Source organism: Candidatus Palauibacter sp. (assembly GCF_965237495.1).
In the GTDB taxonomy this organism is placed as follows: domain Bacteria; phylum Gemmatimonadota; class Gemmatimonadetes; order Palauibacterales; family Palauibacteraceae; genus Palauibacter.
The window spans coordinates 3,900,124-3,912,800 of record NZ_OZ250143.1 but is presented as its reverse complement, the minus strand read 5'-3'; the positions used below and the strand labels follow the sequence as shown (position 1 = coordinate 3,912,800).

10 protein-coding genes are annotated in these 12,677 nt (G+C 67.8%); 1 reads left to right on the top strand and 9 read right to left on the bottom strand.

What is annotated here, in order from left to right; genetic code table 11:
• Positions 1 to 115 precede the first annotated feature (115 nt).
• The 8 genes from ACPXY0_RS17170 to rocD all read right to left on the bottom strand — a co-directional run bounded on the left by ACPXY0_RS17170 (position 116) and on the right by rocD (position 10,437).
• On the bottom strand, positions 116 to 487 hold the full coding sequence (locus ACPXY0_RS17170; RefSeq protein WP_423926672.1) for a hypothetical protein: 372 nt from the start codon (positions 485 to 487) through the stop codon (positions 116 to 118).
• Positions 488 to 996: 509 nt separating this feature from the next.
• Entirely contained in the window at positions 997 to 2,751 is a 1,755-nt protein-coding gene (locus ACPXY0_RS17165; RefSeq protein WP_423926670.1) for a peroxiredoxin family protein, read from the bottom strand.
• A 326-nt stretch (positions 2,752 to 3,077) separates the two neighbouring features.
• On the bottom strand, positions 3,078 to 4,307 hold the full coding sequence (locus ACPXY0_RS17160) for a 6-bladed beta-propeller (RefSeq protein WP_423926668.1): 1,230 nt from the start codon (positions 4,305 to 4,307) through the stop codon (positions 3,078 to 3,080).
• Positions 4,304 to 5,314, bottom strand: coding sequence for a hypothetical protein (locus ACPXY0_RS17155; protein ID WP_423926666.1), 1,011 nt, complete (start codon positions 5,312 to 5,314; stop codon positions 4,304 to 4,306). The genes ACPXY0_RS17160 and ACPXY0_RS17155 overlap by 4 nt, the downstream gene beginning before the upstream one ends.
• A 71-nt stretch (positions 5,315 to 5,385) precedes the next feature.
• Positions 5,386 to 7,290, bottom strand: a complete 1,905-nt coding sequence (locus ACPXY0_RS17150) for a HEAT repeat domain-containing protein (protein ID WP_423926664.1) — start codon at positions 7,288 to 7,290, stop codon at positions 5,386 to 5,388.
• A 71-nt stretch (positions 7,291 to 7,361) separates the two neighbouring features.
• On the bottom strand, positions 7,362 to 8,429 hold the full coding sequence (locus ACPXY0_RS17145; RefSeq protein ID WP_423926662.1) for a hypothetical protein: 1,068 nt from the start codon (positions 8,427 to 8,429) through the stop codon (positions 7,362 to 7,364).
• Positions 8,423 to 8,965, bottom strand: coding sequence for an RNA polymerase sigma factor (locus tag ACPXY0_RS17140; protein ID WP_419934289.1), 543 nt, complete (start codon positions 8,963 to 8,965; stop codon positions 8,423 to 8,425). Before ACPXY0_RS17140 ends, ACPXY0_RS17145 begins: the two co-directional genes overlap by 7 nt.
• Before the next feature lie 254 nt (positions 8,966 to 9,219).
• Positions 9,220 to 10,437: an ornithine--oxo-acid transaminase gene (rocD, locus tag ACPXY0_RS17135; RefSeq protein WP_423926659.1), complete on the bottom strand. Its 1,218-nt coding sequence runs from the start codon at positions 10,435 to 10,437 to the stop codon at positions 9,220 to 9,222.
• 184 nt (positions 10,438 to 10,621) lie between these two features.
• On the opposite strand from rocD, the gene ACPXY0_RS17130 reads away from it, so the two are divergent.
• A complete protein-coding gene (locus tag ACPXY0_RS17130) occupies positions 10,622 to 12,109 on the top strand; it encodes an anthranilate synthase component I family protein (RefSeq protein WP_423926657.1) in 1,488 nt (495 codons plus the stop codon).
• 29 nt (positions 12,110 to 12,138) lie between these two features.
• On the opposite strand, the gene ACPXY0_RS17125 is transcribed toward ACPXY0_RS17130, so the two are convergent.
• Positions 12,139 to 12,552, bottom strand: a complete 414-nt coding sequence (locus ACPXY0_RS17125) for a hypothetical protein (protein ID WP_423926655.1) — start codon at positions 12,550 to 12,552, stop codon at positions 12,139 to 12,141.
• Positions 12,553 to 12,677 lie beyond the last annotated feature (125 nt).

The following is a 12,677-nucleotide window of genomic DNA, read 5'->3' as shown; positions in this document are numbered from 1 at the left end:
GCATGAGGAGACGACCGGGGCACCCGTGACGCATGACTCTCTCCCGTGGACGGTTCAGTACTACCTGCCGGGGACACGGTCAGCGACGGCTTGGTTGCGCGGGGGTCGGACGACCCTACTTGTTCAAGCGGTACAGGCGCACAGTTTCGACGCCCTGCGCGTCGCGCCACACGCCGAGCACGTAGTCGTCGCCGATCTCGAGACGCGGAGCCAGGGCGCCTCGGTCCAGCCCCGCAGGCATGGAGACGCTGCCCAGCCAGGTGCCGTCGGGAGCGTAGACCTCGAAGGGGGACGGCTCCGCGCCTGGACCGAAGTATCGCTCGACCCAGAGATTGCCCTCGGCGTCCAGGTGCAGGGAGCGCAGGGCCGGGAGGGTTTCCGCGCGTGGGCGGTCCCGCCACTCGGGCCTCCGAGCGTCCGCCTCCGCCTGTGTGTAGTTGTTGTACGTCATGTTCTGCTCGGCCATCTGGTCGAGCCACGCTTCCACATGGACGCTCGTGACGGGTCGAATCGTTCGACGAACTGTTCCTCGCCCGGTACGTCCAGCAACGTGGTCGCCGACCCGTCCTGGAGAGACAGGGTCGCCAATCGGCGTTGCGGCCAGCGCGCGACGCCCTCGGGGATCTCGTTGTAGTCCGCAAAGGCGATGATCAGACGGCTCCCCGAGACACCGATCGAGCTCCCTGGACTGAACCCGGGCCAATGTCCCTCGGTCCGCACCGCTCGAACGAATTTCCCTCCGGGAGCGAAGACCTGGATGCGGTCCTGGGCGAGGTCGTAGCCCCGCAACTCCCCGGAGAATCGCTCTCCGCTGACGATGTTTCCGTTACTGAGACGAAACGATCCCCACGACGTCGAGTTGGTATTCGTCCGCCCCCTAACGCGGCCCCGATCTCGACGAGAGGCTCGGCGTCCACGTCGCGGACTTGCGGATGACCGCCACGCCGATGGTCTCGCATGACGCATGGAGTTCGTAGTTCGGGGCAACGGTCGCGGTCAGCCCTCCAGGAGTTCTGACTTCAAGGCGCCCACCTGCCGAGGGATGTCGACGATCGCGGAGCGCTCGAAGCGCACGCGGCCCCGGGGGTCCAGGACAAAGTTCGCCTGGATCGCATACACGCCGAACGCGCCCGTCGCGTCGTCCGCAAGGTCGTAGTAGACGGGATAGGTGATCCCCCGCTCTTCGATGAACGCATCCATCTCCGCCCCGGGCGGATCACGCCATGCGATGGACAGCACCTGCGCGCCGAGGCGCTCCATTGCCGCCTCAAGGCGCACCACCGCGGGGATCTTCTGGACGCACGGCGGGCACCACCGGGCCCAGAAGATGAGCACGGTGGGCTTGCCTCCTGTCAGGTCGGCCAATGTGTGCTGGTTTCCGCTCGCATCGGTTACCCGGGCGTCGCCGGGGGTCCACTCTACGGCAGCGGACAGGACGTTGGGCAACACCTGCACGGTTCCGGCCTCGAGCAGGGCGCGCCATTTGGGGCTGTCCGGGTCGTGACCGACCAGCATGGCGAGCGAGTCGGCCTGTTCTGGGGACATGCTCGGGTCGGAGGCCAACGCCGCGTAGGCACGCGCGGCGCCCTCCACGTCGCCGGCATCCAGCTTCAACTCGCCGAGGATCTCGAACAGATCCGAGCTCGCCGACCGGGTCGTCGCCTCCTCAACGATCTCCATGGCCTCGTCAGGGCTCGCGTATTCGTTCAGGAACCTGGCGTAGTCCTTCAACAGGGCGGCGCGCTCGACGGCGACCGATTGAGCGTGTTCATCGGCGGTTCGTCCCAGCGGTCGACCCGGGTCCGGCAACTCATACCGCACCCTCGCGAGCTCCACCGCACGTGCGCGACGCTCAGGGATCACAGCGATCATTCGGGGCAGCGCCAACCCTCTCATCCCATAGGGGAAGAAACGCTCGATCCATCGATCCAATGCGTCGAGGTCCCTCGCCTCGAGGGCGAGTTCAAAGCCGAAGATCTCGAACGGACTCAGAGCCTCGCGGGCGTCCGGCCAATGCCGCTCGAACTCAGCCAACGCCAGCGTCGTATCTCCGTCGGCGTCCAACTGGTTCAAGATCCTCCACCCGGTGTCCATGGCCCAGGCGTCCGTGCCGACCGTCTGTTCGGCGGCCGCGTCCCAGTGGGCCGTGCCCTGCTGGTCGCGCACGGCGGCGGCATAGCTGGAAAGCCCTTGGATCGCCGACGGGGAGAGCCCTTCCTCACGGTCCTTGTAGCGTTCGTGGAGTTCGGCGAAATTCTCCTGGTGCCACGCGAAGAGGCTGTCGCCTGTGGTCCACCCCAGAGCGGATCTCTCGAAAGAGCGAAGCTCACTCCATCCGCCGAGTGAATCCGGATACAACTCCATTGCACGGCGAAGCGCCTCCAACGATGTGTGCACGTTCCGGTCCTCGAACTCGTCGGCCCGGCGCCTGAACGCATGGTAGAGCGGTCTGTCGTCCGGCGCGTGCACGAGGAGATCGAAGAGCCGACCACTTTTCGCGTCGAGCTGCTCGCCCGTCGCGTCCTCCACAACGAAGGCGGCGTAGACCGCGGCTTCCGGCAGGGTGAACCGCGTGGCGAAAGTGCCGCCGGATCCTCGGTTCATGGTGGGGATCGTGAGCAGCCTCTCATCGAGCCGAACCCGCCAGGACTTGTCATCGGCGGTTCCGTACGTGCCACGCAGTACAAGCTCGGGTTCGTCGGCAAGCATCCCGAGCGGAGTATAGGTGACCGTAATCTCGTCGCCTGCCATCGGTCGTTCGGGGGAGAAACGAAGACCCGGCTCCCTTGGCCCGGTCTCCCCCGAGCAGGAAAGCGCAGTCCCCAACGCGAGCGAGAACGCAATCGCTCTGGACCTTCTCGGCATGGATTCCCTTCCTATTCGAGACGACTGAGACTCCTGTAGTAGCCACCTAAAGGCCATGACTCTTTCCCCTTTCTCCCGCTGGGTTCGATCGGTATCGAACCGGGGACACCGTCATCAGCGGATTGGTTGCGCGGGGGTCGAGTGGGCTCCGAGACGGAGGATCAACTACCCGTGCCCGGGCAACTCCCTGTGCGCCGTGACCGGCGCCGTTGTCAGGACGTGAGTTGCCGCGACAATGACCAGAGTTGCACGTATTCGACGCCCAACTCGTCGTATACCCAGCCCAGGAGGTAGTCTTCGCCGATCTCGAAGATGCGGAGGCCGGGCGGGGTTTCGACCAGGCCCTGGGCCCGTCCTTCCGGATCGAAGACTGTCCACGCCGCCGTCCGGTACTCCCGAACCCAGAGATAACCGGCACGATCCGACAGAATCTCACTGAAGGCGGGATAGGCTTCCACCAGAGGCATGTCCCGCACTGCATTCGGGTTGCTGATTCGATCCTCATCCGGCAGGTCGGCGTAGCGCCGGGCGTAGTAATCGTCCAGGTCGGCGTGGTTGGGACTCTCCGGGTCGCCTTCCCGGCGAACGACTCTGACGAGCGACCCATCCATCCCGAATGCCTTGATCTCGTAGCTGTCCTGCACGCCGATCGAGACGAACCCTCCCCACACGGCTCCCAGCGTGCCGCGGCCAAAGGGGTGGGGCATGCCCCCCGCGAGGCTGCCATCGGCCGCGAAGACTGCATAGAACTCGCTTCCCGGAAACTCGCCAAGTGAAGCGAGCAAGGCACCGCCCTCGTCCAGGATTCCCCATTCCGCGTTGGAGCGAACGAGGCCCGAGGATCCTGTCATGTTCCCGCTGAGCCCTCCCCCACTGCTCGTGAAGATCTTCCCGTCGGGCAGCAAGTCGATGACGTCGAGCATCGTGGGGTCGAGGGACACGTCGCGACCGTGGTTCCCGTCCGCATCGAACAAGGACAAGCGGGTCCCCCATGGATTCACGGCGGCGATCGAGTCGCCGCGCCAGGAGGCGACGGCGGTCGGGCTGTAGCTGATGAACTCGCCCGGGCCCTCTCCCCGGCCTCCCCATGTCGCCGCGTGCGAGCCGTCCGCGTTGAAGACCCTGAGTTCATTGCTACCCGAGTTCGCGATCACGATCCTGCCGTCCGCGAGTCGCGTGGCATCGGTGACCCGGAACAACTGGTCGGCTTCTCCGCTGTCGACGGCACCGATCGAGAGGGACGGCTGCGTGCCGAATTCCCACGGCAGGCGCGAGTCCGGTGCGGGCGCAGCGTTCTCCACAATGCTGACGCCGGCGCTGTCCCGGACCACCACCTCGAGCCCGTTGCCCGCGTCTTCGCTCGGGTTCCCACACCCAACACTACAAAGGGTCAGGACGAGGATCCCGGTTGTGATGCAGCCCCTGGTGGTCGGCTGGCTCATTCCCCGGCGCTCCCCCCACTGTCCGACCGACCATTCAGCCATGCGGTCCAGGCCTCGAGGTCCGTCCCGAAGTCCTCGCCGCTTATGACCTTCAGGAAGGCGATGGCCCGCTGCCGGACCCCCGCATGTTCGGCACCGGCGTAGGCGAGCAGGAGGTCGGGCTTTTCCCTGGCCAACCGTTGCCCGAATTCCGGGTCAATGTCCGTCGCGACCAGGATGGCCAGGACCAGATCGAAGTCCCACGGATTCGTACCATCCAAGAGCGCCAGCAGCGTCACCTGCGCCTCGGACCATTCGACGGGGCGCCTCCGGTCCGAGTAGATCAGCCCCTGGAGCAAGCTCTGAGCCACGTTACCGACCCGATCCTGCGGGTCGGTCAGGGACTCCAGGAGGCCGTGCCACGACGTGTCATGCTCCGTGAAGTTGCCGAGCACGAGGGTCGCGACCGCGCGCGTCGACCACGATGCATCCCTCGCGAGAACTTCGTGGGCGAGGCGGCGATCACGCCCGCCGTCCGCGCGGTCGATCACGGCCCACATCCGATCGAGGGTCTTGGGAGCGATGCCAAGCCATTCGGCATCATCCCGCCCGTGGAGCGTGCGCGCTGCGCCGGTCAGCGTCCCAAAGTCCTCTTCGGCAACCGCCTTCAGATCCTGCCAGGCTTCCGGCAGGGCGACAGTATCACTTCCGGTCTTGCGGCGCTGGACACGTGCCGCGTCCTCCACACCGACCACTATCGTGTAGACCTCGTCGGATCCGAGGGTCCGGTACGACATGGCAGCCGCCTCGGCGAATCCGAGTTCCATCTCCATGACCGCGGCACAGGCGTGAAATGGCTGGTCGGGAGCCAATTCCTGGATGGCGTCGAAGAGGTCGCGCGCGTCCCACTCCTTCAACCCGACGAACTCGACCTGTCCGTCCGGCCCCTCAATAACCCGGCCGACGCTCGGCGACGCCGTTGCAACAAGCAGCGCGACCATGCCGAGCGCCGTACGGAGGCTTCTCATGGGGCTCCCACCCTTCCAGAAGTCTCGGTTCAACTACCCCGAATCAGGACGTCGACTCCTGTTGCTGCGTCTCATTCGGGTCGTCGCGGGACCGTATCCGTCGCGGGGGGGCTCAGCAACTCGAGCAGGAATTCGACGGCCTCTTCGGATTCCGTGCGGCCGAGCCAGTAGATGCCGCGCTCCCGCACCTCCTGGTCCGGTTCGTTGCGGATGAGTTCCATCAGGACGCTGGGGGCTGTGGGGTCGGACCCCGACCGCATGTAGATCGCGTAGATGGCCTGCCGCTTCAGGAACGGTTCCGACAGTTCCCCGTAGAGGTCCGTGAGATACGCCACCGTCACCGTCGGGTGGGCCGCCCACGCGCTGAAGGCTGCGCCGCGCACCGCGTTGGATGCCTCCGGGTCGAAGGCGACCGAGCGCGCCCAGGCGGCGGTTTCCATATCCTCTTTCTCCCCCACCTTGCTCGCCACCGAGCTAAGCAGAGTCTCCTTGAGATCGTCCGAATCGAGTTGGTCGTAGATTCGGACGAAGATTCCGCCTTCCACGTGATCCCGGTCCCGCAGCGCACGGATCGCCGAAGTACGAATGCGTTCGGACTTCGAGCGGTTGATGACCGCGCTGATGAGGGCGTTCTGGATCGCGGTGGGCGCCGACGAGTGCGTCGCATAGCGGGTCCTGCGGAGCCCGCCGATCGCATCGCTTTGCAGGGCTACGTCATCCGAGTCGGCGAGCGTCTCCCGGAGCACCGTGAACGCGATTTCCGAGTCGAAACGCCACAATTCCTGGAGGGCGGCTCTGCGGACGGATTTCTCTGGGTGGCGATGGACGACGCGGACAAGAACGGACTGCGCTTCGAACGTTCCCTGTCTCCCGATGAGTTCGACCGCCTCCTCGTGAAGCCGTGTCGAACACCCGTCCTCGCGCTCCAGGACGCCGCGAAGCACCTGCATCCGGTTGACCTCGTCGTACCGCATCACTGCTTCGAGCGCCGCCAGCTGCACCGACACGTCATCGCACGGCTGCCGCTCCTGTGCCGCGGCGCGCGAGGCCTCCTGGTATTCCGCCCGCTGCCAATCGTAGGCCGCAAGCTGCTGTTGGTACTCCTCGGCCTGCCGCTGATACTCCGCCACGCGTTCCTCGTAATCGGCCGTATTCTGTCCGACCGGCGCGACGCTCTGCACCGGCGCCTGCCCTGTCGGCTGCGGCTGTCCCCGCAGCGCGGCGGCCAGCGAGTCCACCCGCGCATGAACGTCGGCCATCGTGGAGTCGGCCTGCGCATGACCCTCCGAGAGCATCGTGTCCGCCCTCGAATAGAGTTCGGCGATCATCCAGTCGGCCTGGGCGTCGACCGCGGCGGAGGCGGCCAGCGAGTCCCCGTAGACCGCCAGATCGGCGACCGACACCGGGAGCGAGACGATTTCGCCCGCCACCTCCACGGGCATCACGCGAAAACCAAGCATCGCGGGGAAGGCCTCGAGAGTCGCCTCTGCATCGCGCAGCAGTGCCTCTGCATCGCCAGCGTCGCCGCTCGACGCGAGTTGGCTTCGGATCTCGAATTCCAGGGCCCGCGCATCTTGGTACAGGCGCCCGGGGAGGTGCCTGCCATGTTGATCGACCCGCTGCGCCTCGTGAAACCCGATCATGAGAGTCTCGAGTAGCAACCGCGCCTCGGCCAGATCGCCGAGGCGATAGAGGGCGAACGCCTCCCAGTAGTATGAATCGGGCTCAAACGGAGGTGACGTGAGCGAGGACTCGGTCCGCAACGCCCGGAAGAGCGCCACCGCACGTTCAAACTCCTCCGCGTTGATGGCGCGACGTGCCTCGAGGAATCGTTGGACCTCCCCCTGCCGGACCGTCTGCGCGGCAAGGCTCCTCGCCCCAAGCACCTGCAGCGAACCGGGGGCGACGGCTTCAGCCGCCGTGAGACCGGCCAGGAGCAGTCCGACGGAGATCAGGTGTCTCGCGCGGTAATTCATGATATGCCTCCGTGATCGTGCATCTCCATGCGTCTTATCGTGCGTCCCGGATGATCTCGCCCGGTCACGCATCACGTTCCACTCGCTGAACGAAGCCGCATCAGCGTACCCTGCTGTTCCATGCTCTCGCGGGCCAGTTCGCGCTCGAAGTCCGGAGCATCCGGGCCGAGCCGCGCGATCTGAACGAGGACGAGTTCGAGATCCTGCAGCAGGGCCCGTTCTCGTTGACCCTCCGCGGCAGACGTAGCGAGCCGGGACCGGGTCTCCACCAGCAGTTCCCGCGCCCACCGGGCAAGATCGCGCTGGGACTCGTCGCTCCCGATATCCGTGCGGAAGGCAACGAGCAGGGTAGCGGCCTGGTCGAGGTGCCGGGACGCGTCGTAGTCGTTGGCCTGGGCGCGTGACGGCCCAGGGCGGCCCGCGGGCTGCGTAGACGGCAGGCTCACGGCCGCGCGGACCGGCGGGGGCGCACCCGCGCTGCCCGGGCGGGGGGCCGGATCGGCTGCCGGCGGGGCCGTGACGGCCGCGAACTGGCGACTCGTCTCCAGGGGCTCCTCGACGAGCGAGGGCACCGACGTCTCGCCGGCGGCAGGCGGCGCGATGGGCCCGGCGTCGGTCGCCGCGACCGGCGCCGGCGCCACCGCCGCGACGATCTCGGGCTCGGCGGGGACCGGGAGCCGCAGCCCCCGGTTCAGCCCCACGGCCAGCGCGACCGAGGCGGCGGCGGCTCCCGTCAGCCAGATGGCCGTGCGGCGTGGCCGCCGCCCAAGACCGCGGTATGCGGCCAGCCGGACAACACCGGGCGTGGCCTCGCGGTCCTCCTGCTCGACCGGCCGCCGCGCGACCCAGGCGGACTCGATGCGTGCCCACATCGCCTCGCGTGGCGCGGGCGGCGGCTCATGGTAGCCCGCCGCGTCGAACGGTTCGTCGTCCATCACGTCCGCGATCGAGTCTTCCGTCAGTCGCGTTTCGATGTCAGCCCACATCACGTCGGCCGGGGCCCAAGGCGGCTCGTGGTAGTCCGCCGCCTCCCGGCGGAGAAACTTCACGAATCGCTCCATGTCCGCCGTGTGGCCGGCGTCACCCGTGTGACCCCTATCTCCCTTGTCGCCCGTGTGATCCGTGTGATCCTTCAGCACGCCCATTCTCCCGCGTGGTCGGCGAGGGCCTCGCGCAGGCGGCCGCGGGCCCGGAAGAGTTGTGACTTCGATGTGCCGGCCTTGATGCCGAGCATCGTTCCTATCTCCTCGTGCGTGTAACCCTCGAGATCGTGGAGGAGGAACACCGTGCGGTATCCGGTGGGAAGCTCGTCGACCGCCCGGTGCAGCTTGGCCTTCACGTCGGGCTCGACCCCCGGACCGCCGCCGCTCGCGCGAAGGTCGTCGTGCAGGACGGTCTCCCGGCCGCGGAAGCGCTTCACCTTGCGAAGTCCGTTCAGCGACACCGTGGTCGCGATCGACCCCAGCCACGTGCCGAACGCGGACTCGCCCCGAAACGTGTCGATCTTCGTGAACGCCCGCACGAACGTCTCCTGCGTGAAGTCCTGCGCGAGATGGTCCTCCCCCGCGAACCGGTAGCAAATCCGGAACACACGATCCACGTGCGCGTCGTACAGCGTACGCGCCGCGTGCTGATCCCCGTCCTTGAGCCGTTGAATGAGTTGTGGTTCGGTCACCGTGGCGGGGTCTCCGGGTCCACGCCGGTTCCTTCGTTTCCAGACCGGTGACACAGCGAGCGGAGGATTAGTTGCGCGGGGGTCGGCCGCGTCGCGGGGCCGGGGTTCGTCCGGACCGCCGGAGGGCGGCTGGGCGGCCGGACCCGGGGGGCGACCGGCCCGCGGCGAGGGCGGGCCGTGGCCGGTCGTTCCGGGGCGGGTGGCCGGGAGCGGCGAAGGCTCCCGATCGGGCGGCGAGCGCCCGAGGCCGCGGCTCAGGCGACCGCGACCGCCGCGCCCTGCAGCACTTCGGCGATGTTCTCCAGCGCCCATTCCAGACTCGCCTTCTCGATCGTGAGTGGAGGCGCGAAGCGGATCACCTGCTCGTGCGTCTCCTTGGCGAGGATCCCGCGCGCCTGCAGCGCCTCGCAGAACGGGCGCGCCGACCCCGACTCATCCCGGACGACCACGCCGATGAACAGGCCGCGACCCCGCACATGATCGACGTGGGGCGAACCGATCGCTTCCAGTTCTCCCTTGAACCAGGAGCCCAGCTCGTTCGACCGCGCCGGCAGGTCCTCGTCCCGGATCACGTCGAGCGCCGCCATGCCGACCGCCGCACCCAGCGGGTTGCCGCCGAACGTCGACCCGTGGTCTCCCGGGTGGAACACATCCATGATCTCGGAGTTGGCAAGTATGCCGGAGACCGGGAACACGCCGCCGCCGAGGGCCTTCCCGACGATCATGATGTCGCCGCGATCTCCCTCCCAGTCGGCGCAGAACAACTTGCCCGTCCGTCCGAGGCCCGTCTGGATCTCGTCGTTGATCATGAGGACGTCGTTCGCACGGCAGATCTCGAGCGACCGTGCGTAGAACCCATCCGGCGGCACGACGACCCCGGCCTCGCCCTGGATCGGCTCCACCAGGAACCCGACCGTGTTCGGCGTGATCGCGGCCTCCAGCGCCCCGGTGTCGCCGTAGGGGATCGACACGAAGCCCGGCGTGAACGGTCCGAAGCCGAAGGTCGAGCCGGTATCCGACGAGAAGCCCACGATCGTCGTCGTGCGGCCGTGGAAGTTCTGCTCGCAGACGATGATCTCCGCCTGGTCCGTAGCCACGCCCTTGACCGTGTACCCCCACTTGCGGGCCGCCTTGATCGCCGTCTCCACGCCCTCGGCGCCCGTGTTCATGGGCAGCGCGCGCTCGAACCCCGTCGTCTCGCACAATTGCTGAAGGAACGGCCCCATCTGGTCGTTGTGGAAGGCGCGGGAAGTCAGCGTGAGCTTCTCTGCCTGCGCGCGCAGGGCCGCGATGATACGCGGGTGACGGTGACCCTGGTTCACCGCCGAATAGGCGCTCAGCATGTCGAGATACCGGTTGCCCTCGACGTCCCACACCCACTCGCCTTCCCCGCGCTCGAGCACGACGGGCAGCGGGTGGTAGTTGTGCGCGCTCCACTTGTCGACCTGAGAGAGATATTCGCTGGTGTTCATCGCTTCCTCATGGGCAGCCGAGCGATCTCGACCATTGGTTGGGCCGTGGCGGTCCGTGGCGGACCGGAACCGGTCTCACCGGATTGAACCGGACCTGAAACGGTAGGCTGAAACCCCGCCGGCGGCAAGATGATCCGGGACCCGCGTTTTCCCGTGTCCAGCCGCGGGCTGCTACCTTGCCGGGATGAGCGATACGTCCGTCATCCCCGACTTCGCGGAGTTCTCCCGGCTGGCCGAACCCGACCGCATCGTCCCCGTCGCGATCGAGATTCCGTTCGACCTCGATACACCCGTCACAGCGTTCTCGAAGCTCCGGCAAGGGCCGTTTTCCTTCCTTCTGGAGTCGGTCGAGGGCGGCGAGCGCTGGGCGAGGTTCAGCTTCCTCGGCTCCGCGCCCCGAGAGGCCTGGCGACTCGATGGATTGGAGATCCGCCGCTGGACCCCCGGCGGCGGGTGGGGGGATCCCGAACCGACGGACGATCCGTTCGGGGCGTTCGAGGCGTGGATCACCCGCTACGAGCCGGTCGAGGTTCCTCCCCTGCCCCGGTTCTGGGGCGGGGCCGTCGGATTCTTCGGCTACGACACGGTGCGCTGGCTCGAACGGCTGCCCGGCGCGCCGCCGGACGACCTGGGCGTGCCCGACGCCTGCTTCATGGCGACGGAGCACGTCCTCATCATCGACAACCTCTTCTCGCGTGCCTTCGCCGTGGCGGCGGTCCCGATTTCACACGACGCCGAGGATCTGGAGGCACTCTACGGGGCCGCCCGCGACCGGCTCGCGGAGTGGGTCCTGGCGCTGGAGGAGCCGCACGGGCTGGGGCGGCTCGGCCGCGACCCGGCGGGCGCGCCCGAGGTCTCCGGGAACCGCTCGCGCGACGACTACGAGGCGGCCGTCGATCGCATACGCGAGTACATCGTGGCGGGGGACGCCTACCAGGTCGTGGTCTCCCAGCGCGCCGGCGCCCACTTCGGGGGCGACCCCCTCGAGTTGTACCGCGCGCTCCGGCGCAGCAATCCGTCGCCCTACCTCTTCTTCATCGAACTCGACGGCGTCCGCCTCATCGGCTCCTCCCCCGAGACGCTGGTCCGGGTCGAGGACGGGAGCGTCACCGTGCGGCCGATCGCGGGTACGCGGCCGCGCGGCGCCACCCCCGAGGAGGACGACGGGCACGCCCGCGACCTGCTCGCCGACGAGAAGGAGCGGGCGGAGCACCTCATGCTCGTGGATCTCGGCCGCAACGACGTGGGGCGGGTGGCTCGGCCCGGATCGGTCCGGGTGGCGCGCTTCATGGAGATCGAGCGCTACAGCCACGTGATGCACCTCGTCAGCGAGGTCACGGGGTCGCTCAGACGGGGAGTCGACGCCGTGGACGCGTTCCAGGCCTGCTTTCCGGCCGGCACCCTGACGGGGGCGCCGAAGGTGCGCGCCATGGAGATCATCGACGAACTCGAACCGACCCGCCGGGGCCCCTACGGCGGCGCGGCGGGATACGTGGGTTACGGCGCCACGAGCCTCGACATGGCGATCGTCATCCGGACTCTGCTCTCCATCGGAGACCGCGTGTACGCCCAGGCAGGGGCGGGCGTGGTCTACGATTCCGTGCCGGCGCGGGAGTGGGAGGAGACCCGGCACAAGGCCCGCGTGCTCCTGGAGGCGCTGGCCGACGTGTAGCCCCGCGCTCGGGCGCGGCGCGGGTTCGGTTAGAGCCGGGCGAGTCGCTCCTCGCGGGCGATGATCGGGTCGATCTCGTCCGCGTATGCCTTCGCGTAGGCGAGCGCCTCCTCGAGGGCCTCCGTACGCGTGCCCGCGAACCGCTGGCCCACCGCGGCGCTCATCGCGCGTGCCCGACCCGCGGCGGCCGCGACCTCCCACACTTCGGGCCCGCCCCGCAGCGCGGCCCGCCGACCCGCCCGCGTCTCCCGAAACTCGATCTGCGGGAATCTCTGCACGCTCAACCATTCCCGGAGAATCGCCCTGAGTCCCTCCGAGGGAGTCCACTGCTGCTCGAAGAAGATGCGCTCGAGTTCGGACTCCACTTCCCGCGACAGGCGGGTACACAGGGGACGAGGCAGAGACATGTATACATGGTATACGATCCCTCGTGGCCTCGCCATCCCCCCGGAGCGTCCGGCCCGTGGCTGAACGGGCGCTGTCACCCTTTTCCAACTCGCGGCGTCTAGGGGGTGTACGCAGGGCCACCGCTCGCGAGGAACGAGCGGGCCCCTCCGCCGAAGCAAGG